Origin of the sequence: Pseudomonas monachiensis, assembly GCF_047345015.1 — a bacterium.
In the GTDB taxonomy this organism is placed as follows: Bacteria; Pseudomonadota; Gammaproteobacteria; order Pseudomonadales; family Pseudomonadaceae; genus Aquipseudomonas; species Aquipseudomonas monachiensis.
The window spans coordinates 3,557,035-3,577,082 of the sequence record NZ_CP178857.1; the positions used below are offsets into that span (position 1 = coordinate 3,557,035).

At 61.7% G+C, this 20,048-nt stretch carries 18 protein-coding genes and 1 pseudogene; 6 read left to right on the forward strand and 13 right to left on the reverse strand.

The window, feature by feature from the left end:
* Window positions 1–23: 23 nt before the first annotated feature.
* On the forward strand, window positions 24–1,166 hold the full coding sequence (locus ACMDB8_RS15805) for a cupin-like domain-containing protein (protein ID WP_409078720.1): 1,143 nt from the start codon (window positions 24–26) through the stop codon (window positions 1,164–1,166).
* A gap of 196 nt (window positions 1,167–1,362) precedes the next feature.
* Here ACMDB8_RS15805 and ACMDB8_RS15810 read toward each other — a convergent pair whose 3' ends face one another.
* Both ACMDB8_RS15810 and ACMDB8_RS15815 read right to left on the reverse strand, forming a co-directional pair.
* Window positions 1,363–2,445, reverse strand: a complete 1,083-nt coding sequence (locus ACMDB8_RS15810; RefSeq protein WP_409078719.1) for a sterol desaturase family protein — start codon at window positions 2,443–2,445, stop codon at window positions 1,363–1,365.
* 77 nt (window positions 2,446–2,522) lie between these two features.
* Window positions 2,523–3,185 carry a hypothetical protein gene (locus ACMDB8_RS15815; protein WP_056727333.1) on the reverse strand — a complete coding sequence of 221 codons (663 nt, stop codon included), beginning with the start codon at window positions 3,183–3,185 and terminating at the stop codon, window positions 2,523–2,525.
* Between the two features lie 151 nt (window positions 3,186–3,336).
* On the opposite strand from ACMDB8_RS15815, the gene ACMDB8_RS15820 reads away from it, so the two are divergent.
* Window positions 3,337–3,708: a DUF3302 domain-containing protein gene (locus ACMDB8_RS15820; protein ID WP_056727334.1), complete on the forward strand. Its 372-nt coding sequence runs from the start codon at window positions 3,337–3,339 to the stop codon at window positions 3,706–3,708.
* A gap of 3 nt (window positions 3,709–3,711) precedes the next feature.
* Window positions 3,712–4,671 (forward strand): efflux RND transporter periplasmic adaptor subunit, encoded by a 960-nt coding sequence (locus ACMDB8_RS15825; RefSeq protein WP_056727338.1) that lies wholly within the window; start codon window positions 3,712–3,714, stop codon window positions 4,669–4,671.
* Window positions 4,672–5,142: 471 nt separating this feature from the next.
* Here the strand turns inward: ACMDB8_RS15825 and ACMDB8_RS15830 are convergent, their stop codons facing one another.
* From ACMDB8_RS15830 to ACMDB8_RS15880, 11 genes and pseudogenes are all read right to left on the reverse strand, one after another.
* Window positions 5,143–6,621, reverse strand: coding sequence for an aldehyde dehydrogenase family protein (locus tag ACMDB8_RS15830; RefSeq protein WP_223541816.1), 1,479 nt, complete (start codon window positions 6,619–6,621; stop codon window positions 5,143–5,145).
* Between the two features lie 297 nt (window positions 6,622–6,918).
* Window positions 6,919–7,395: pseudogene (locus tag ACMDB8_RS15835) on the reverse strand (NTP transferase domain-containing protein); the annotation flags it as partial.
* Window positions 7,396–7,422: 27 nt separating this feature from the next.
* The gene (locus tag ACMDB8_RS15840; RefSeq protein ID WP_223541793.1) at window positions 7,423–8,931 is read right to left on the reverse strand and encodes an aldehyde dehydrogenase family protein; all 1,509 of its coding nucleotides are present in this window, start codon (window positions 8,929–8,931) and stop codon (window positions 7,423–7,425) included.
* On the reverse strand, window positions 8,912–9,985 hold the full coding sequence (locus ACMDB8_RS15845) for an aminoglycoside phosphotransferase family protein (protein WP_409078718.1): 1,074 nt from the start codon (window positions 9,983–9,985) through the stop codon (window positions 8,912–8,914). Before ACMDB8_RS15845 ends, ACMDB8_RS15840 begins: the two co-directional genes overlap by 20 nt.
* A 5-nt stretch (window positions 9,986–9,990) precedes the next feature.
* Window positions 9,991–10,335 (reverse strand): cupin domain-containing protein, encoded by a 345-nt coding sequence (locus ACMDB8_RS15850; RefSeq protein WP_056727343.1) that lies wholly within the window; start codon window positions 10,333–10,335, stop codon window positions 9,991–9,993.
* A gap of 175 nt (window positions 10,336–10,510) precedes the next feature.
* On the reverse strand, window positions 10,511–10,879 hold the full coding sequence (locus ACMDB8_RS15855) for a cupin domain-containing protein (RefSeq protein ID WP_223541795.1): 369 nt from the start codon (window positions 10,877–10,879) through the stop codon (window positions 10,511–10,513).
* Complete coding sequence (locus ACMDB8_RS15860) at window positions 10,872–12,155, reverse strand: nucleotide disphospho-sugar-binding domain-containing protein (RefSeq protein ID WP_056727347.1); 1,284 nt, start codon at window positions 12,153–12,155, stop codon at window positions 10,872–10,874. Before ACMDB8_RS15860 ends, ACMDB8_RS15855 begins: the two co-directional genes overlap by 8 nt.
* A 32-nt stretch (window positions 12,156–12,187) precedes the next feature.
* Window positions 12,188–13,267, reverse strand: a complete 1,080-nt coding sequence (locus ACMDB8_RS15865) for an ABC transporter ATP-binding protein (protein ID WP_409078717.1) — start codon at window positions 13,265–13,267, stop codon at window positions 12,188–12,190.
* Entirely contained in the window at window positions 13,260–14,066 is an 807-nt protein-coding gene (locus ACMDB8_RS15870) for an ABC transporter permease (protein ID WP_056727350.1), read from the reverse strand. Before ACMDB8_RS15870 ends, ACMDB8_RS15865 begins: the two co-directional genes overlap by 8 nt.
* Window positions 14,063–14,923 (reverse strand): ABC transporter permease, encoded by an 861-nt coding sequence (locus tag ACMDB8_RS15875; protein WP_056727353.1) that lies wholly within the window; start codon window positions 14,921–14,923, stop codon window positions 14,063–14,065. The genes ACMDB8_RS15870 and ACMDB8_RS15875 overlap by 4 nt, the downstream gene beginning before the upstream one ends.
* Window positions 14,924–15,005: 82 nt before the next feature.
* Window positions 15,006–16,061, reverse strand: a complete 1,056-nt coding sequence (locus ACMDB8_RS15880; RefSeq protein WP_056727355.1) for a polyamine ABC transporter substrate-binding protein — start codon at window positions 16,059–16,061, stop codon at window positions 15,006–15,008.
* 199 nt (window positions 16,062–16,260) lie between these two features.
* Here ACMDB8_RS15880 and ACMDB8_RS15885 point away from each other — a divergent pair, with 199 nt between their 5' ends.
* The 3 genes from ACMDB8_RS15885 to ACMDB8_RS15895 all read left to right on the forward strand — a co-directional run bounded on the left by ACMDB8_RS15885 (window position 16,261) and on the right by ACMDB8_RS15895 (window position 20,046).
* Entirely contained in the window at window positions 16,261–17,193 is a 933-nt protein-coding gene (locus ACMDB8_RS15885; protein WP_056727356.1) for a GntR family transcriptional regulator, read from the forward strand.
* A 101-nt stretch (window positions 17,194–17,294) separates the two neighbouring features.
* Complete coding sequence (locus tag ACMDB8_RS15890) at window positions 17,295–18,578, forward strand: nucleotide disphospho-sugar-binding domain-containing protein (RefSeq protein WP_409078716.1); 1,284 nt, start codon at window positions 17,295–17,297, stop codon at window positions 18,576–18,578.
* A gap of 70 nt (window positions 18,579–18,648) precedes the next feature.
* Window positions 18,649–20,046, forward strand: a complete 1,398-nt coding sequence (locus tag ACMDB8_RS15895; protein WP_409078715.1) for an NAD(P)/FAD-dependent oxidoreductase — start codon at window positions 18,649–18,651, stop codon at window positions 20,044–20,046.
* Window positions 20,047–20,048: the final 2 nt, after the last annotated feature.

Below are 20,048 nucleotides of genomic sequence, written 5' to 3' on the forward strand. Positions count from 1 at the left end.
ACTAAAAAGCAAGGAGCTAAACTATGCACGTTCAATCCGCACTATCTGCGTTGTTCGCCAGTGCCAATTCTGTTGGTGTCGCAGGCACGTTTCAGTTCGTTTTTTCGGATCAGAAACGTTATTGGGTAAGTGTGCCAACTTCCAACCTCCCACAGCTGGGAGTGCATCCTGCGGCAGATGTGACAATTGAACTCAAGGAGTCTGTTTTTCTCACTATCGTACAAGGCCTTGCCAACATCGAAGAACTCTTCGCTCAAGGTCAATTGAAAATAACCGGAAACATCGGCCTGGCCACGCTACTCCCTTCACTTGTCAGCGACAGCCTGCATCCTGCTGCTGCCAAAATGGAGGTCGAGATGAATCGACGTTATCCAGCCCTACCACGCTTTAGTGAACAGCTTTCGGCGAGCGTGAACCTGAATGGCAGTATTGATCGTCGGCCAAAAAACCAGGTTTCAATGAACGAGTTCAACGTTCGATACCGGGCCAGAGGCATCCCGCTGGTGTTCACCCAGGCCCTTAACGATTGGCCATTGTTCAGCATGCCCAGAGATACCGCCCTTGAGCAGTTTGCCAACTTGCAGGGCATCACCCGCCACGGCGATTATGCCCACAAAGCCTTCTCATCTGAGCGTGATTTTCGGACTACCGCGATGTTGGATTTTATTGCCACCATGGACGAAGCTCCCTGCCACATTGTCGCCGGGCCGCCAGCCTACATGGGCAATAATCTGGTTCCGAAACAACTACTTCCACTCATCAGGTTCCCGGACTACTTCAAAAGGTCTTTGTACATTCAACCACGTCTCTGGCTGGGTCCGAAGGGTACATTGACCCCCCTTCATCGAGATGACTCAGACAACCTCTTTGCACAAGTCTGGGGAGAAAAGACAACGTTGCTGGCTGCGCCTCACCACCGCATTGCATTGGGTAGTTGGTCGACTTCACCTCACGGTGGTCTGGAAGGCTGCGACTTCGATCCGTCACATCCGAATTTTGAGGAGTTTCCGGCTGCAAAACAGGTGAGCTTTCTTGCAGTGCATCTGAAACCCGGCGATTTGCTCTTTTTACCTGAAGGCTGGTTTCACCAGGTAAGGTCGTTGACTTCGTCTCTCTCGATAAACTTCTGGGTAAATTCAGTGCGTGAGAAAGTCGCTGCCGACTGAGCATTGCAAGCGCTGGACACCATGAACCTTCCCAAGGTCAACGCCGCACCTGATCACGCCGGCGGAATCGTCGCCAGCATGCCAATCAGGATGGTCAACAGCAGAAAACCGCCGAGAAAAATCGTCATCTTGGCCATGGGGCCTCCCACACAATGAATTGGCGGTACAGGGCGGCATGTGCCGCCGTACCGGAGATTTATTGTGGGCTGACGGCTGTATTCGTTACAGAGGCAGATTGCGCTGAAAAATACGGATCAGACCCGCTTTCAGGCTGTGCTTTCAAGGGTTTCCCAGGAAGCAGTTTGCGCGCGATATCCACGAAAGGCGTGACGATCAAGCCCTGCAGCGTCAGGTAACGCTCGTGATCCTGTTCGCCGGTACCGAAATGGATGGCCTCGGGTGTGGACCGGGTGACGTACAGCGTGCCGAACATCCAGTCCCACAGTGACAGGTTGATGCCGAAGTTCTTGTTGAAGTGTCGCGGTGCATCGCTGTGATGAATCTGGTGTTGCGCCGGGCTGCTCAGTACCCGCTCCAGCACCGGCCCGAAGGAAAACCAGACATGGCTGTGACGCAGGTTGGCCGCCAGGGCATTGAAGATGAATACGATGTAGGTCACGCCAAACAAGGTATAGCGGCTGATCTCCCCGCCACAGACGTACCAGAAGACACCGGCAAACGCGCCGACGCAGATGATGTCCGTGAGCTTTTCGACCACTTCTTCCAGAAAGTGCACGCGGCTGGCCGTCGCCGGCACCAGCACGGGCGCCGAATGATGGACTTTGTGGAAGGCCCACAGGTACCGCGAATGGAAAGCGCGATGGCCCCAGTAATGGCTGAAATCCTTGACCAGAAATACGCCCAGCCCATAGAGCAGGGTCAACGCCAGGTGCTCCTCCACTTGCGTACGCGCGCCCCATAGTTGGGTGAAGAACGCGATGTAGTCCGCTGAACGCAAGACGTACGGATCCACCAGACCGACGATGGGCAGCACCAGGGCAACCTTGAGGATGGCGAGTACGAAGTAGTAGCGGTAGTCCAGCATTGCCGAGCGATGCAGGTACACCCGGCGGCCGCCGATGAACTGCCCGAATGAGCGAGCGTCGGTCAGGCCCCGGGATTCTCGGTAGCGGAACAGGCAGTAGGCGACGCCGTAAGACATGCAGAGAAAGGCTAGACCGAGTCTGCCGTTGAAGTCGAAAATGCCCAGGAACTGCCGGGTGACCGGTTCGATCACCCACAGGGATAAATAAAGATGGATTGTGGCAAGAACATCCATACCAGGCTGCCCAACGTAAATGGAAGGGCAATTGTAAATGAGAATGAGTCTTTAGTGTGTTGATTTATGACCGGCTGTCAGCCGCCCAGCGCAATGATCGCAAGGATCAGCACACCCCCCGTAGCGGCCATGATCACCCCACCCTGCCATTGCGTGGCGCCAGCGTATCTGGCGAGCATCCAGCCGGCGATGAACAGCACCACGAGCCCGATCAGGTTGGACAGGCGAATGGCGAGTGCCGTCTGATCCAGCAGTATGAACGGCACCACCAGCGGAAACGTCGAGCCCACGACCAACAGGAAAACCCCGAGGGCGCCCCTGAAGTCGTTCCAGCCCAGGCCCGCCCTGATCGGCAAGGAGGGCTGCTCGAGCAGCCGCCGGCGCAACAACTCCAGGCCCTCGCTGCCGGCCGCCGTCGCGAACTGCAACGGCAATACCTGCGCAACGAGCGCCTGGCCGGCCGCGGCGTCCGCGCCATTGCGCAAGGCCATGTACAGCTTGATCCTGCGCGTGCGCTCGACCAGTGCGCGCAACAGGTACATGACCGCATCGGCCAGTCCCCAGGCGAGATTGCAGCCGAGCGCGGCAATCATCATCGTGCGTTCGGCTGCCTGGTCCGCCGTGGCCACGCTGATGGTGCCGGTGAACGTCATGGCCATCAGCAGGCCGAAGATTACCTCGGTAATGCGCTCGACAGGGTCCAGTACAGGCGCCCTTTCGAATTGACCATTGTCTGGCATGAACTCACCTCGTCGGAGTGTGCTTGCACGATATCGGTCGACGCGTCGGCCAGGCACCGGCTGTTCCGGCTGGATAGCCGCATCCCCGTCAAGTGTAGATTGAACGGCTACACTCATGCGCACACGTTATCTGCTTCAAGAGGAGTGGTTCATGCTTGATTACTTCGCCCTGGGCCTGCTGGTCTTTGTCGGGCTTGTGCTGTTTTACGGGATCATCCTGCTCCACGACATCCCCTATGAAATTGCTGTCCACCGCAACCACCCTCACCAGGATGCAATCCACGCCACCGGCTGGGTCAGCCTCTTCACCCTGCACGCGCTGTGGCCGTTCCTGTGGATCTGGGCCATGGCCTATCGAGAGGACCGGGGCTGGGGTTTCAGTGACGGACATTCACCCAAAAGTCATGTGGTTCACCTCGAGCAACAGGTCGCCGAGCTGCAAGGCCGGATCGAGCGCCTGGAGGCAGCGACGGGCACGACCCAGAACCGGGTGCCAACGGACAATCTCGGCGAGGGCATTTGAGCCATGGATCTCTTACTCATTCTGACGTATGCCGCTCTGTGCGTAGCCATCTTCAAGATCTTCCGCATCCCCCTGAACAAATGGACAGTACCCACGGCGGTGCTGGGCGGAGTCGTGATTATCGGCGCGCTGATTTTCACGATGAACTACAACCACCCCTACTCCGAGGTGGCGCGTTCCTATTTCGTGTCGGTTCCGGTGATTCCCGTGGTCAGCGGCCAGGTGATCGATGTACCGGTGAAGACCAACCAGCCCCTGGAAAAAGGCGATGTGCTGTTTCGCATCGACCCGGCGCCGTTCGAGTACCGACTGAAATCCCTCAAGGCGCAACTGATTGCCGCCCAGGCCGATCGCGCGCGGATCACCGAGCTGATCAAGCGTAATTTCAGTACCCAACGGGAACTGGACATGGTGGTCGCGCGCAGCGATGACCTGAAGGCACAACTGGACAGCGCGCAGTACGAACTCGACAACACCACGGTCCGTGCGCCGAGCAAAGGCTTCGTCACCCATGTTTCGCTGCGTCCGGGCATGATGGCGACCAAGTTGCCGCTGCGCCCTTCGATGGTCTTCATTCCCGCGGAAGGGCATTACTTCTCCGCGTGGATGCGCCAGAACAGCCTGTTGCGCCTGACCGAGGGCGATGAGGCCGAGGTCGCTTTCGACGGCATTCCGGGCAAGGTGTTCGAAGGCAAGGTCAAGACCGTCGTTTCGGTGATCGCCGAAGGCCAGATCCAGCCGTCGGGCACGCTGATCGGCTTCACCGGTTCACCACCGGCCGGCCGGGTCCCGGTGATCATTGAGATCACCGACCCCGACTATGCCCAGTACGCCGGCCAGATGCCGGGCGGTGCCTACGGCCAGGCGGCGTTGTACAGCCAGCATTTCCATCACATCGCGATGATGCGCAAAATCCTTCTGCGCATGGCCGCCTGGATGAACTACATCTTCCCGTTCCACTAACCCGGGCAGCATCGGCCACTGGCTCAATCCCTGGATTGGGTCAGTGGCCGGTTCAGCAAACCGGACTGATTTCGCAGGCTAAGGATCGGAGGAAGAAGGCCAGACAGTGGGTCGCACCATTGGGGTGCTGGAAGAATCGACAGGAAGGAGCGAGGCAGCGAGGGTCGGCGCTAAATAATCCAATACAGCAGCAGGCGAGAAGCAATCCAGTGAGACGCCTGGACCACCCCCCATGCCAGCAGGGCACACATCAACAGGTAGCCCGCAAGGAACCTGAACATCGCGTCCCTTTCCATGCAACCCTCCCGGCTTTACAGCCATACAAGGCGTTCAATGCCAGCGCGTAACCATTACGACGTCCGTCTCGCCCGTATAGGCTTCGATTGCCAGAATGGCTTCCAGTTCCACAGCCGTACAATTCGGGAAAAATGACCTGCCCCTGTCCGCAGGCAGGCCACTGCGGCGCTCACGTCACTTCAGATACCACCCCCAGGGTTCGCCGTTGTAGCGGGTGATCTGCTTGGTTTCCAGGTAGCTGTTGTAGCCCCACTCACCCAGTTCGCGACCAATGCCGCTTTGCTTGTAGCCGCCCCAGGGTGCCTCGACGAAGGTCGGTTGCGAGCAATTGACCCACACGATGCCTGCGCGAAAACCGCGAGCGACCCGTTCGCAACGCGGGATATCCCGGGACATGACGGCCGCCGCCAACCCGAACGGCGAGTCATTGGCCAGGCGGATCGCTTCGGCTTCGGTGTCGAAGGCCCGCAGGCACACCACCGGGCCGAAAATCTCCTCGCGCCACACGGCGCTGTCCTGCGGGACATCGGCGAAAATCGCCGGCGTCAGGTAATACCCCTTTTCCAGATGACCCGGCCGCACACCGCCCGACACCAGCCGCGCCCCCTCTTGCTGACCGGCTGCAATGGCCGCCAGCACCTTGTCCAGTTGCCCCTGGCTGACCAGTGGTCCGAGCTTCACCCCTTCCTCGAAGCCCTGGCCAATCTGAATCTGCTCGGTGGCGGCAATCAAGCGCTCCAGCAACGCCGGGTACAACCCGCGTTCCACCAGCACCCGCGAAGTGGCTGAACAGACCTGGCCCTGGTTCCAGAAGATCCCGAACAGAATCCACTCCACCGCCGCCTCAAGATCACTGTCGGCGAAGATCACGAAAGGCGATTTGCCGCCCAGTTCCAGGCTGATGTTTTTGATCTCGCTGGCAGCGGCCTGCATGACCTTGCGTCCGGTCGGCACGCTGCCGGTGAAGGCGATCTTGTCGACCTGCGGGTGTTCGGCCAACGGCGCTCCCGCTTCGCGTCCCCAGCCTGTGACCACATTCAGCACCCCGGCCGGCAACCCGGCCTGGTCGGCGATGCCGGCCAGTTCGAGGGCGGTCAGCGGCGTCAGTTCGGAAGGTTTGAGCACCAGGGTGCAGCCCGCCGCGAGTGCCGGGGCGACTTTCCACGCGGCCATCAGCATCGGGAAATTCCACGGGATGATCGCCGCGACCACGCCCACCGGTTCCTTGATCACCGACGAGGTGAAGCGCGCATCCGGCAAATCGATCGATTGCTCATTGGTTTGGTCCGACTGCTCGGCAAGTCCGGCATAGAAATCGAAGCACCCGGCGGTATCGGCAATGTCCCACAAGGCTTCCGGCAGCGGCTTACCGTTATCGCGCACTTCGATGGCCGCCAGTTCGTCCTGGCGAGCGCGGATGCCCTCGGCGATGTTCCTCAGCACTTGCGCCCGTCGTGCCCCGGACCAACGTGGCCAGTCACCCTCGTCAAACGCCCTGCGCGCCGCCGCCACAGCCAGATCGACGTCCTCGGCGGTCGCCGAGGCAACCCGCGCCAGAACCGACTCGTCACTCGGATCGAGGGTTTCAAAAACACCGCGCTGGACGGGTAAGACCCACTCGCCGCCGATGTACAACCGTTGATAGTCACCCATGGGACACTCCTTGATCCTGCGCTGCCGACGTTGCTGGTACAGCTGTTCGGCGACCTGCAATTGCTCGCGGTCATTGACCCCGAGCACATCGACTTCATCCACTTCCACGGCCGTCACCGTATGCCCCGCTTCGTTGGCCACCGCCACCGCGTCGGTGAGGTAGTACTCACCCTGGGCGTTGCGGTTGCCGATACGCTCCAGCAACCACAGGCAGGTGTCGGCACGCAGGCCCATGACGCCGCCGTTGCAGAAGTTGATGTCCAGCTCCTGCGGGCTGGCGTCTTTGGCTTCGCGGATGGCCCGCAGACGACCGTCCTTCACCAGCAATCGCCCATAGGGTCCCGGTTGCCGGGCATGGAAACCCGCCACCGCCACCGCTGCGCCGTCTATCAGCGCCCGACGCAAACGGTTCAGGGTCTGCGGGGTGATCAACGGCGAATCGCCAAACAGCACCAACACACAACCCTGCTCGTGAGCCTGCAGTGCAGGCCGGGCCGCCAGCAACGCATGGGCCGTGCCCAGTTGTTCGTGCTGGGTAAACACCTGCGCCGTCGGTGCCACCTGTTGCAGGTACTCGGCCACCTGCCCGCCGCCGGCGCCCACCACCACCGCCCGTTGCTCGATGCCCGCCGTCGCCACCGCCGCCAGCACATGGCCGAGCAGCGGCCGGTTGCCCACCGGGTGCAAGACCTTGGGTAGCGGCGAACGCATGCGCGTGCCCTGCCCGGCCGCGAGAATCACCGCCAGGGTCGGCCAGCCAATGTTGTCGCTCATCACGATCCTCCTGTGTGCATCACGGCTTCAGGCCGGATCGCGATAGAACACGTCGTCGGCGTAGGGATACCACCAGTCCTGGATTTTCGGCTGGTGGTCGATGATGACCATTTTCGAGCGGCGGAACGCTTCCAGCCCCTGGCGCCCGAGCTCGCGCCCAAGGCCGGACATCTTCCAGCCACCGAACGGCAGCGCATCGTTGTCGATCAGCGGATTGTTGACCCAGACCATCCCCGCCTCCAGACGCTCGGCGGCTTCCATAGCTTCGGCCAGGTCGGTGGAAAACAGCGAGGCGCCAAGGCCGAACGGCGAATCGTTGGCCAAGCGCACCGCCTCGTCGAAATCGCTGACCCGGCAGATCGCCGCCACCGGGCCGAAGCACTCTTCCTGCAGAATCGCCATATCACCGGTCACGCCGGTGAGGATGGTGGGCTCATAGAACCAGCCGACGCTGTGCCCGGGTGGAATCCGCCCGCCGCACACCACTGTCGCGCCCTTGGCCACGGCGTCATCGACCAGGCGCATGACCTTGTTGCGTGCCGCCTCGCTGACCATCGGCCCGATCTCCGAGCGTTCCAGGCCATGACCGATACGCAGGGCGCGGGTGCGCTCGGCGAACTTCGCGACAAACTCGTCATGGATTTCATCGACGACGTAGAAGCGCTCGGCCGACGTGCAGATCTGCCCGCTCAAGTGGAACGCCGCCGTCACCGCCCCCGCCGCCGCCACGTCCAGTGGCGCATACCTGGAGATGATCAACGGATCGCTGCCACCGGCCTCGATCACGCAAGGTTTCATCCGTTCGGCGCAGGCCACGGCCACCGCCTTGCCTGCGGCCACGCTGCCGGTGAAGGCCACCGCGTGGGTCTGATCCGACTGCACCAGCAATTGCGCGGTGACTGCATCGCCCGGCACGCAAGACACCAGCCCCGGCAGCAACGCGGTGAAATGCTCCATGAACTTGAGGGTGCACAGGGTCGTGGCTTCCGCCGGCTTGATGATGCAGGCATTGCCCGCCGCCAGCGACGCGGCGACCGTCCAGCACATCAGCAGGATCGGAAAGTTGAACGGCATGATGTGCACGCTGACGCCGTACGGCTCGTAACGCACATGCTGGAAGGAGCCGATCTGCGTGGTGCCGGCGACCTTGCCGGCATCGTCCCGGGCCATCTCCGCGTAGTAGCGAAAGATCGGCGCGCAGTTGGCCAGTTCGCCCATGGCTTCGGGAAACGGCTTGCCCATCTCCAGGGTCATCAGGCGGGCGACTTCACGGTTGCAGGCCAGGTTCTGCTCAATGGCATTGGCCAGCTGATGCAAGCGCGCGGCGCGACTTTTCGCATCGATCAGGCGCCATTGGCGTTGCGCGGCGGTGGCGGCATCGGTGGCGGTCTGCACATCGGTTTCGCCACACACGCCGACTTGCCCGACCGGTTGCAGGGTCGCCGGGTCGAGCACTTCGCGCACACGGCCATCGGTCAGCGGCAGGAATTCAGAATTGATGAAACGCAATGCGGTGTCAGTGTTGAACGTGGCCATGGGATGATCCTTGAACCAATCGATAAGGGGTTTCACGCAACGTCGCCAGGGTCGCGGCGGGCAGCTCTTCACGCCAGTCGGGCACGTGCCGGTCGAGCCATTGGCGAAGGGGCGCAAAGGCCTCGGCGTCCAGGGCGCGGACAAACAAACCCAGGGTGCGCGGCAAATGCGCCAGGTAACCGTGCTTGCCGTCACGGCCGGCCAGGCGCACGAAAATCCCCAGCACCTTGGCGTGACGCTGGGCGGCCAGGCACCGGTAATCTTCAAGAAAACCCGGCGCATCCAGCTCCGGGCGCTGCAACAGGTAATGGCTGATCAGTGCCTCGCGCAGTGCCTCGGGCACATCGCGCCGGGCGTCTTCGAGCAGCGACATCAGGTCATAGGCCGCCGCCCCGACCAGGGCGTCCTGGAAATCCAGCAAGCCGCAGGCGGCGACACCTTCGCGGCCTTGCAACAGCATCAGGTTGTCGACGTGAAAGTCGCGCAGCACCAAGGCTTCACGGCGTTTTGCGACATCGCGACAAGTGTCGGCGAACAACGCCAGATACTCATCGCGCAGGTCTTGCGCCGCGTCCTTGCCGATCAGCAGCGGCACGTACCAGTCGATAAACAATGCGTACTCGTCCGCCAGTCGCTGCCCGTCGTAAGGCGCCAGTTCCGTGGCTGGCGCAGCGCGATGCAAGGCCACCAGCGTATCGACCGCCAGGTGATACAGCTGCGACTCCGAATGCCCGGCCAGCAGCAGCCGGGTGTAGGTGTCGCGACCGAAATCCTCGATCAACGCCAGCCCCGCCGCTTCGTCCACTTCCAGCAAGGCCGGCGCGGACAGGCCCAGCCCCTGCAACTGCCGGGCGATGCGCACGAACGGGCCGATGGGCTCACTGTCGGGGGGCGAATCCATCAGCAACAGGCCGGCGCCCTCCAGGCGGAAATAACGCCGGGTCGAAGCATCCGCCGGCAAAGCGACCAGCAAGGTCCCGGCGTGACCGGCGCGGGCCAGAAAGGCGGCGCGCAGATCTTCACGGGTTGGCAATGACGCCAGTGCATCTGTCATGGCAGTCACCGGATCATGTAGACCTTTTTGATGGTCTCGTGGACGGTGCACACACCCTTCCAGTCCTTGCCGAAGAAGGCGGCGGTGTCCGGCCTGATCTCGATCACCTCGCCGGACTCGTGGACGTACGTGCAGCGGCCTTCGAGAAAGTGGCAGAACTCGTCGCTGGTCACATGGCAGAACCACTTGCCCGGGGTGCAGATCCAGATACCGCATTCGGACTGGCCTTCGGGGCCTTTGTGCAGCACCACGCCGGAAACACGGGATTCGCCTTCGAGCATGGTCGGGATCACGCCCCAATCCTTGACGTCGGTGATGCTCAGCGGGTCGTACAGAAACGGGGTAGTCATTGTTTTTCTCCAAAAAAGTCCGTTGGCCCAATGCCGATCAGACACCGCGATCCTTGTGGGAGCGAGCTTGCTCGCGATGGCGCAATAACATTCAATATCAACGTTGACTGACCCGCCGCCATCGCGAGCAAGCTCGCTCCCACAGGTTTCGCCTTTTAACCGTTCAGCATCAGGTTCAAGCCAGCATGTACACGTTGCGCAGGGTTTCGCGGACGTTGCATTCGCCCGTCCAGCCGGCCGGGAACAGCACCAGGGTGTTGGGACGGACCTCTATCACTTCGCCGTTGTCGTTACGGTAAGTGGCGTGCCCCGCGATGAAATGGCACAGCTCATCCCGGGGAATCGACAACCGCCAGCGCCCGGGGGTGCACACCCACAATCCGCTTTCCGGGCTGTTGTCCGGGCCCTTGAACAGCAAGCGGCCGCTGGAATGCGAGACGCCTTCGACGGCGTCGCTCTGCACGCCCCAGTCCACCAGGTCGGTGCGGCTGCTGACGGCTTCGAGGTACGGCGTGATACCCGCCGTGGTGGATGAATCAGGCATCGTTGAGCACCTTGTCGAGAATTGCAGCCGCGTCTTGCGGCCCCTTGCGCGATTGCATCTGCGCGCTGGTGCGCTGCAGGCGTTGGCGCATCGCCTCGTCGTTGAGGCACGCGTGGAGTTTTTCCGCCAGCTGTTCTTCGCTCCATTCGTAGCGGTCGAGCTTGAAGCCGTGGCCGCTTTCTTCGGCGCGCATGGCGTTGTCGTGGCCGTCCCAGACGTAGGACATGACGATCGCCGGTTTGCCGAAGAACAGGCACTCGGTGAAGCTGTTGTTGCCGCCGTGGTGGATCACCGCGTCGACCTGGGCAATCACCGATGGCTGCGGGAACCAGTTAGAAATCTGCACGTTGTCCGGCAGGTCCGGGTACTCGTCGAGGTGCTCGCCGACGTTGAACAGCGCCCGGTAAGGCAGCTTGCCCACCGCCTCGATCAGACGCTTGAGCAGCTCGACATCGCCGGAACCGAGGCTGCCGAAACTGGCGTACAGCAGCGGCTTGTCGTTGTGGGCGCGAAACTGCGGAATCTCGTAGGGCGTGTCGTGGCGCACGCAACCCTGCAGGTAATGGAAGCGCTCGGCCGGCAATGGGTGGCGCCGGTCGAACTTCACCGCATCCGGGTACAGCAGCAGGTTCATGAACGGCGAGGCTTCAAAGAAGGTACCCAGCGGATACGGCTGCTCGCCATGGGCCTGGAGGAACTGGTTGAAGTCGTCGTGGATCGGCCCGACCACTTCTTCGAAACGCTGGCGGAATAGCGCGTGGCCAGCCTTGTCGTCGATGCTCATGCCCGACAGGTGCGGCGGGATATCCGGGTCTTCGATCTCGTTTTCCGAGCAGGAAATGATCCGCACCCAGGGCTTGCCGTATTGCTTGATCGCCGGAAACAGGATCACGTTGTCGACGCAGATCAGGTCGGGCTTGACCTTGTCCAGCACCGCCGGCAGGTCCTTTTGCGCCCACTTGGCGGTTTCGACGATGGCGGCCCAGCATTCCTTGACGTAGTTGTCGATCTGGTCGAGCGGCGACTTGCGGAAGTTCGGGATGTGGCCGTTGATGAAATCCACCCAGTAGCGGGCCATCTCTTCGGCCGGCATCGGTGCCGACATGTTGACCATGTGCTCTTCAAAACCATAACCGGCGTAGACACCGCTCATGCCCGGGTCGGTGAGGAACACCGCTTTGTGCCCCAGGGCTTCACAGGCCTGGGCGATACCCACTGAGTTCAGGGCCGGGCCGTAGGCGGCTTCGGGGAAGAATGCGATCACTTTCTGTTTCATCGAGTGCTGCTCCTGCCTGGTCTTTTTATTGTTCAGCGCGTCAATACGCGGGCATGCCGGGCCTGCCAGCCCAGCCGGATGGTCGTGTCGATTGCAAAATGGGCGAATTCAAACTGTGAGGACGGCACGCGCACGATCAGCGGCTTGTCGCTGAGGGGGGTCTGCACGTGCAGGTTGGTGTCGAGGCCGTGGTAGGCGACTTCGACGATCTTGCCGCTGACCTGATTGGCGCAATCGCCGCCCTGCTCCGTCAGCACTTGCAGGCGTTCGGGGCGCACCACCACGGCGACGGATTGGCCGCTCACCGAAGGCGCATCGGTTTCGACGCTCAACTCGTGGCCGTTGACCCGCACCGAGTGCGGGCCCGAGCGCACGCCTTCGAGCAGATTGCTGACGCCGATGAAGTTGGCGACAAAACGGCTGTTGGGGTTTTCGTAGAGCTCGGTCGGGCTGCCGCACTGGCAGACCTTGCCGCCATCCAGGACTGCCATGCGGTCGGACATCACCAGGGCTTCTTCCTGGTCGTGGGTGACGATGATGAAGGTGATGCCGCTCTCGTGCTGCAGGCGCTTGAGTTCCAGCTGCATCTTTTCCCGCAGCTTTTTGTCGAGGGCGCCCAAGGGCTCGTCGAGCAACAATACCCGCGGACGCTTGACCAGCGCCCGGGCCAATGCCACCCGCTGACGCTGGCCGCCGGAAAGCTGATCGGGCTTGCGCTCGGCCAGCTCACCCAGTTGCGCGGTGCTCAGCACTTCATCGACCCGGCGGCGGATTTCGGATTCCGGCAGGCGCTCCATTTCCAGGCCGTAGGCGATGTTCTTGCGCACGGTCATGTTGGGGAACAGCGCGTAGGACTGGAACATCAGGTTCAGCGGGCGCTTGTTAGCCGGCAGCGGCGAGATGTCGTTGCCGTCCAGGTAGATGCAACCACCGCTGGGGGTCTCGAAACCGGCGAGCATGCGCAGCAGCGTGGTCTTGCCGCAGCCCGACGGACCGAGCAGCGCGAAGAACTCGTTCTCGCGGATGCTCAGCGACACCTCGTTGACCGCCAGGCCGTTGCCATAGGACTTGCTGACCTTATCCAGGATCAGTACCGCGGAAGAATTATTCATGGGTGCGAGGAGCCTTGTTGAGACGCTGCGAAGCCAGCAGCGCGGTGATGCTGACCAGCATCACCAGCGTCGCCAGAGCATTGATTTCCGGGGTGACGCCAAAGCGGATCATGGCGTAGATCTGCATGGGCAACGTGGTCGAGGCCTGGCCGGAGCCGGAGTTGAAAAAGGCGATGATGAATTCGTCCACCGACAGGGTGAACGAGAGCAACCCACCGGCCAGCACACCGGGGAAAATCACCGGCAGCAGTACCCGACGCAAGGTGGTGAACCAGCTCGCGCCCAGGTCGATCGAGGCTTCGAGGATCGAATAGTCAAAGTGCTTGAGCCGCGTGCGCACCACCGCGCAGACGAAGGCAATGTTGAACACCGCGTGGCTGATGATGATCGAGTGCAGCCCCAGGCCGACCTTGAGCAGGTTGAAGAAACTCAACAGCGCAATCGCCAGCACGATGTCGGGGATGATCATCGGCGCCATCAGCAAGGTGTCGACCACCTGGCCTTTGTCGTTGCCCTTGCGGCGCAACTCGATACCCAGCGCCAGGAACGTGCCGAGCACACAGGCAATCAAGGTCGCCGACAAGGCAACGATCAGGGTGTTGAGCGCCGCTGACAGAATCGCCGTGTTGTGCGCCAGTGCCGCGTACCATTTCAGCGATACGCCGCCCCAGGCGGTAGGCAATCCGGACTTGTTGAACGACAGCAGGATCAGCACCAGGATCGGTATATATAAGAAGGCGTACACCAGCCCCAGGTGCGAACCCAGCACGGTGGCGCTGACAGAACGAGACTGACTCATGAGCGCGCCCCTTCTGCACGACGGGCCACCAGGGCCTGGATGAACAACAGGATCAACATGATCGCGATCAGGAAGAAGCTCAGCGCCGCACCGAACGGCCAGTCCCGCGCCGTGAGGAATTGCGAATAAATCAGGTTGCCGACCATCTGCACCTGCTTGCCGCCCAGCAGGTCGGCAGTGATGAAGTTGCCGATGCTCAGCACGAACACAAACACCGCGCCCGCCGCGATACCCGGCACGCTCAGCGGCAGGATGATCCGGCGAAAGGTCATCCAGCCCGAGGCGCCGAGGTCTTTCGAGGCATCCCACAATTCGTTATTGATCCGCGACAGCGACGAGAAAATCGCCAGGATCACAAAGGGGATGTAGTTGTAGACCAGCCCCAGCACCACGGACGATTCGGTGTACAGCAGGCTGATGGGTTCGCCGCTGTAGCCGAGCATTTGCAGCAGGCGATTGATCAGGCCTTCGCGGTTGAGCAGGACGATCCAGGCGTAGGTGCGGATCAGGTAATTGCTCCAGAACGGCAGCATCACCAGAAACAGATACACCGCCTGACGCCGCCGTGGCGCACGGGCAATCGCATAGGCCGCCGGGTAGCCGATCAACACCGCGAACACTGTGGCCAGCCCGGCGATCTTCGCCGATTTGAGCAGGATGCCCAGGTACAGCGGATCGAACGCGCGCTGGTAGTTTTCCCAGGTGAACAACCAGTCGATGCCGCCATAGGCGCCACGTTCAACGAAGCTGTAGACCAGCACCAACAGGCACGGAATCACCAGGAACATCAGCAGCCAGCCGAAGCCGGGCGCAAGAAGCCAGGCCGACAGGCGCCTGTCAGCATGCAAAGCACTCATTAACCCTATCCTCCCGCCTCAGGACAGAGGCGGCTTGCGAGTGTGGCGAGGCATGCCGGGCATGCCTCGGATCGACGTGGCGTTAGTTCTGCGCCGCCATGATTTCGGTGACGGCGCGGGTGTAGGCCTTTTGCGTGGTGCCGCCCAGATCGCGCAATTGCTCCATTTTCAGCAGCTCGGCGGGGGCGATGGTCAGGTTGGGGTATTGCTTGAGCAAGTCAGCGGACAACCCGGCCATGGCCGCCTGGTTGGGAACTTTGTAGAGGATGTTTTCAGCGACCCAGGCGTGGTTTTCCCTGGCCAGCATGAAGTTGATGAACTTGAAGGCTTCGTCCTGGTGCTTCGAGCTTTTCAACACGACCATGGTGTCCACCCACAGGTCGGAACCTTCCTTGGGCACCACGAACTTGATCGCCGCGTTGGCCTGGGTGCCGTAGTTGCACCAGCCGTCCCAGGCGTGGGCCATCAGCGATTCGCCGGAGGCCAGCTTGGAGTAGAAGGTGGTGTCGTCGAAGGAGAGAATGCGTTTCTTGGTGGCGATCAGTTGATCGCGAACCGCGGCGATTTGCGCGGGGTCGCTGTCGTTGACCGACCAGCCCTTGGCGAGGAAACCGGCGCCGAGCATCCAGCGGTCGGTGGCGAGCATCGTCACTTTGCCCTTGAGCGCATCGCTCGGATTGAGCAGCTCGTTCCAGCTCTGTGGCGCCGGCGTCACCTTGTCGGAGCGGTAGCAGATGCCGGTAGTGCCCCAGGTGTAAGGCACGGAGAACCGGTTGCCCTGGTCATACTCCAGGTGCGTGGCTTCGGGGTAGAGGTTTTTCAGGTTGGGGACCTTGACCGGATCGATGTCCGCCAGCAGCCCCTGTTTGTGCAGGACTTCGGCGAAAGGCGAGGAGACGAACACCACGTCGTACCCTTCACCACCGGAGGCCATCAGCTTGCCCATGATTTCTTCGTTGGTGGCGTGCAGCGCCTTGTCGACGTCCACACCGCTGGCAGCCTTGAACTTCTCCAGCGCATCCGGGGCCATGTAGCCGTCCCAGATGGAAATCACCATATCTTTCGCACTTGCAGCCTGTGAAGCGATCGCCAGGGAAACGGCCAATCCCACGCACAGAAGATCATTCAGCTTGCTCATAAATACTCACCCGACGATTGTTTATTGTTGTGTTCGAAGGCAGTACGGCAAAACGAGAAACGATTGCTGGTGTTTTTTTTTAGAAATTAGGACCAGTATCAAAAGATGTCAACGCTTTTTTTACGGCCTGACGCTTCGCCGGCGCATGACATAAGATGAGCACCTGAGTCCGACAGCGGATCACAACGAGAAAACACGCTTGAGCACGACAGCCGAAAAAAAACCGCGCACCAATCACCTGGAACTGGCCCGGCGCATCCTCGAGCACACCCAGGAAAGCGGCCTGGTGGCCGGTGACCCGGTGGCCGAACAGGCCCTGGCCCGGACCTTCCAGGTCTCGCGCACGCTGATTCGCGGCGCGCTGAAAGTGCTGCTCGAAGAAAACCTGCTGAGCCATGAAGCGGGCAAGGGTTACACCCTGCTGGCCCCCCCGGCCGGCCAGACCTTCAATGCCGCCCTGCCCCAGGCCGAAGAAGAAGAACTGGCCGCCTCGGTGCTGCGCGACCGCATGGCCGGGCGCCTGGGCGACAGCATCAGCATCAGCGAACTGATGCGCCGCTACGACATCGGCCGGCCGGCGGCGCAAAAGGCCCTGCAGCAATTGAGCGAAAACCAGGCCATCGAGCGCGGCCCCGGTCAGTCCTGGCTGTTTCGCCCGTCACTGAACAGCCTGGCAGCCCTCGAAGAAAGCCTGAAATTCCGCCTGATTCTCGAACCTGAAGCGTTGCTCAGTCCCAGCTTCAACGCCGACCCGCAACGCCTGGCGCTGTTGCGCAGCGCCACCCAAAGCCTGCTGGCCCGCCCCGTGGAAGATTTCGATATCCAACAGTTTCGCGAACTGGACATCAGCTTCCACGAACTGCTGGCCCAGAGCTGCGGCAACCGCTTCATCAGCGACGCCCTGCTCCAGCATCAGGGCCTGCGGCGCCTGCCGAACCTGCTGCCCTCGGTGAGCGTGCACCGCCTGCAAGAGGCCCTGCGCGAACACCTGCAGATCATCGCGCAGATCGAACGCGGGCAGATGGAGATCGCCGCCGACCTGCTGCGCCTGCACCTGCGCCTGAGCGCCGCGCAACGCCCGCAAACCGCCAACCGTGGCATCCCGCAAAGTCATCTGTTCGGGCGTCGCTAACCGGCTTGCAAAAAACATGATGATTTTTTTTTGAAAATAAGACAGCATCAAAAACACCTTCAGGAGCGGCGGGTCTGACCCGCCATGGACAGTCCCTCGCCATGCAAAAACAAAAACTGATCGCCCTGTTTCCCGAAGCCAGTTTCGGCGCGGCCTTGAACTGCATTGGTATCGCTCAGTCGCTGCGTGAACTGGGCGCCAGGCCGGTGTTCATCTGCCATGAACATTTCCAGGGGCTGTTCGCCGAATACGGTTTCGACGAATACCCGATTCCGCAAGCGAGCCCGTTGTCGGCGGCGGAACACCAGCACTACTGGGAGCGCTTCATCGAGCGCAGCATTCCCTACTTCGACCAGACCCCGCTGGCACAGATCGACAGCTACGTGGCGCCGGCCTGGGAAGCCATCATCGACACCGCGATCGAAGCGGAAAAACCCTTGCAGCAGTTGCTCGGCCGCCTCAAGCCCGACGTGATCGTGCTCGACAACGTGGTGATGTTCCCGGCCATCGCCAACGCCGGTTGCCCCTGGGTGCGAGTGGTGTCCTGCGCCGAAACCGAACTGCCGGATGCCAACGTTCCACCGTACCTGTCCGGGTGCCTGGCCAGCGACCCCCAGGCCTGCGAACGCTACACCGAGCAGTACCTGAAGGCTGTCGCACCGGCCCATGAACGCTTTTCGCAATTTCTCCTCGGCAACGGCACCGCGCCGTGCCCAGCGGGGCAGTTCCTCACTGACTCGCCATGGCTGAACCTGCTGCTGTCACCGACGCCAGTGCGCTATGAGCGCCAGCAAGCACTGGACCCGCAGCGCTACGTGTACCTCGACGGTTGCGTACGCCGCGAAGCGCCGTACATCGTCCCGGACTTTCCACGGCACAACGACGCGCCGCTGATCTACCTCAGCTTCGGTAGCCTTGGCGCCGCCGACACCGGAATGATGAAGCGCCTGATCAGCACTATCGAAACCTTGCCGTACCGCTTCCTGGTCAACGTCGGCGCCTACCGCGACATGTACACCACCGTGCCGGACAACGTGTACCTCGACAGCTGGTTTGCCCAGCCGGCGGTGCTCAAGGAATGTCAGTTGTTCATCCACCACGGCGGCAACAACAGCTTCTGTGAAGCGCTGTATTTCGGCTTGCCGTCGCTGATCATTCCCTATTGCTGGGACGGCCACGACAACGCCGCCCGCGCCGAGGAAGTCGGCGTCGGCCGCTACCTGCCGCGCTTTGCCGATCCCCTGGCCGCCCTGCCCGCCGCCCTCGAACAGCTGCTGGCCGACCAAGCGATGAAACAACGCCTCAAATCGTTCAGCGAGCGCATGCAAGCGACCCGCGGCACCGACATTGCCGCCCGCGCGATTCTTGCGCTGCCAGACCTCTAGCCAAAACAACAAAAACCGTCGGGCAACCGAACGCAATCGTCGCTGCCCGACACACCGCCGGAGTTTCAGCATGAATGTCCCATCGCGTCTCGATGCGCTTGACCGTGCCCTGCCTCACCCCTTTTGGCAGGACACCGTTACCCCACCGCCCGCCGCGCCCGCCGTCAGCGGGTCCATGCAGTTCGATCTGGTGGTGGTCGGTGGTGGCTTTACCGGATTGTGGACCGCGCTATTGGCGCGCCAGCGCAACCCCGGGCTGAGCATCGCGATCATCGAGGCACGACGCTGTGGCGGTGAGGCCAGTGGGCGCAATGGTGGTTTCTGCGCGCCGAGCATTTCCCATGGCGTCTCCAACGCACTCAAGCGCTGGCCGAATGAAGCAGAGCAACTGATCCGCCTCGGCCGGCAGAACCTCGACGAACTGGCCGCCGACCTGCAACGCTTCGGCATGCACGTCGAGTTCGAACGCCAGGGCAAGCTCAACGTCGCCAGCCAGCCGTGGCAGGTCGATGGGCTGCGCTCGATGCAGCGCAACTATGCGCGGTTCAACATCGACTGCCAGTGGCTGGAAGGCAGCGATCTGGCACACCAGCTTGATTCACCGGCGTATGCGGCCGGCCTGTTCGAGCCCAATTACGCCCTGCTCAACCCGGCGAAAATGGCCGCTGAATTGCGCCGCATTTGCCTTGAGCAAGGCATTCAACTGTTCGAAAACAGCCCGGTCCTGCAACTGAGAGCGGACAAAGACAACCTGCGCCTGCGTACAGAAAGCGGCGAAGTGACCGCCGGAAAAATCGCCCTCGCCACCAACATCGCCCCGCCACTGCTCGGTCATCTGGCATCGAGCGTGATCCCGGTCTACGACTACAGCCTGGTCAGCGAACCCCTGAGCGATGCACAGCTGCAAGCCATCGGCTGGACCGGCCGCTACGGCATCGCCGACGCCGGCAACCAGTTCCACTACCTGCGCAAGACCGCCGACAACCGCATTCTCTGGGCCGGCTTTGATGCCATCTACCATTTCGGCGGGCGCCGCGACGAGGCCCTGACCCAGCGCCCGCAAAGCTTCCAGCGCCTGGCCGAACAATTCCAACAGACCTTCCCGGCCCTGGGCGATATGCGTTTCAGCCATGCCTGGGGCGGCATCATCGACACCTCCGCACGCACCACGATGTTCACCGGATGCGAGCACCAGGGCCGCGTCGCCTATGCCTTGGGCTTCACCGGGCAAGGGGTGTCCGCCAGCCGCTTCGCCGCGCTGAACATGCTCGACCTGCTGGCCGGCGAGCGCACCGAACGTACCGAACTGCTGATGACGTCCAAGGCGCCGTTCCGCTTTCCGCCCGAACCCTTGCGTTATGTAGGTGTGAAACTGGCCCAGCGTTCACTGGCGCGCGAAGACCGCGACGGTCACCGCGACCTGCTGCTCAAGACCTTCGATGCCTTTGGCATCGGTTTCGATTCCTGATC

Bases quoted from the DNA above. Each gene is read 5' to 3' on its own strand.
- ACMDB8_RS15825 (WP_056727338.1), top strand. From the start codon at position 3,712: ATGGATCTCTTACTCATTCTGACGTATGCCGCTCTGTGCGTAGCCATC.
- ACMDB8_RS15870 (WP_056727350.1), bottom strand. From the start codon at position 14,066: ATGAGTCAGTCTCGTTCTGTCAGCGCCACCGTGCTGGGTTCGCACCTG.
- ACMDB8_RS15805 (WP_409078720.1), top strand. From the start codon at position 24: ATGCACGTTCAATCCGCACTATCTGCGTTGTTCGCCAGTGCCAATTCT.
- ACMDB8_RS15815 (WP_056727333.1), bottom strand. From the start codon at position 3,185: ATGCCAGACAATGGTCAATTCGAAAGGGCGCCTGTACTGGACCCTGTC.
- ACMDB8_RS15865 (WP_409078717.1), bottom strand. From the start codon at position 13,267: ATGAATAATTCTTCCGCGGTACTGATCCTGGATAAGGTCAGCAAGTCC.
- ACMDB8_RS15810 (WP_409078719.1), bottom strand. From the start codon at position 2,445: ATGGATGTTCTTGCCACAATCCATCTTTATTTATCCCTGTGGGTGATC.
- ACMDB8_RS15850 (WP_056727343.1), bottom strand. From the start codon at position 10,335: ATGACTACCCCGTTTCTGTACGACCCGCTGAGCATCACCGACGTCAAG.
- ACMDB8_RS15830 (WP_223541816.1), bottom strand. From the start codon at position 6,621: ATGGGTGACTATCAACGGTTGTACATCGGCGGCGAGTGGGTCTTACCC.
- ACMDB8_RS15895 (WP_409078715.1), top strand. From the start codon at position 18,649: ATGAATGTCCCATCGCGTCTCGATGCGCTTGACCGTGCCCTGCCTCAC.
- ACMDB8_RS15840 (WP_223541793.1), bottom strand. From the start codon at position 8,931: ATGGCCACGTTCAACACTGACACCGCATTGCGTTTCATCAATTCTGAA.
- ACMDB8_RS15875 (WP_056727353.1), bottom strand. From the start codon at position 14,923: ATGAGTGCTTTGCATGCTGACAGGCGCCTGTCGGCCTGGCTTCTTGCG.
- ACMDB8_RS15890 (WP_409078716.1), top strand. From the start codon at position 17,295: ATGCAAAAACAAAAACTGATCGCCCTGTTTCCCGAAGCCAGTTTCGGC.
- ACMDB8_RS15860 (WP_056727347.1), bottom strand. From the start codon at position 12,155: ATGAAACAGAAAGTGATCGCATTCTTCCCCGAAGCCGCCTACGGCCCG.
- ACMDB8_RS15880 (WP_056727355.1), bottom strand. From the start codon at position 16,061: ATGAGCAAGCTGAATGATCTTCTGTGCGTGGGATTGGCCGTTTCCCTG.
- ACMDB8_RS15845 (WP_409078718.1), bottom strand. From the start codon at position 9,985: ATGACAGATGCACTGGCGTCATTGCCAACCCGTGAAGATCTGCGCGCC.
- ACMDB8_RS15820 (WP_056727334.1), top strand. From the start codon at position 3,337: ATGCTTGATTACTTCGCCCTGGGCCTGCTGGTCTTTGTCGGGCTTGTG.
- ACMDB8_RS15855 (WP_223541795.1), bottom strand. From the start codon at position 10,879: ATGCCTGATTCATCCACCACGGCGGGTATCACGCCGTACCTCGAAGCC.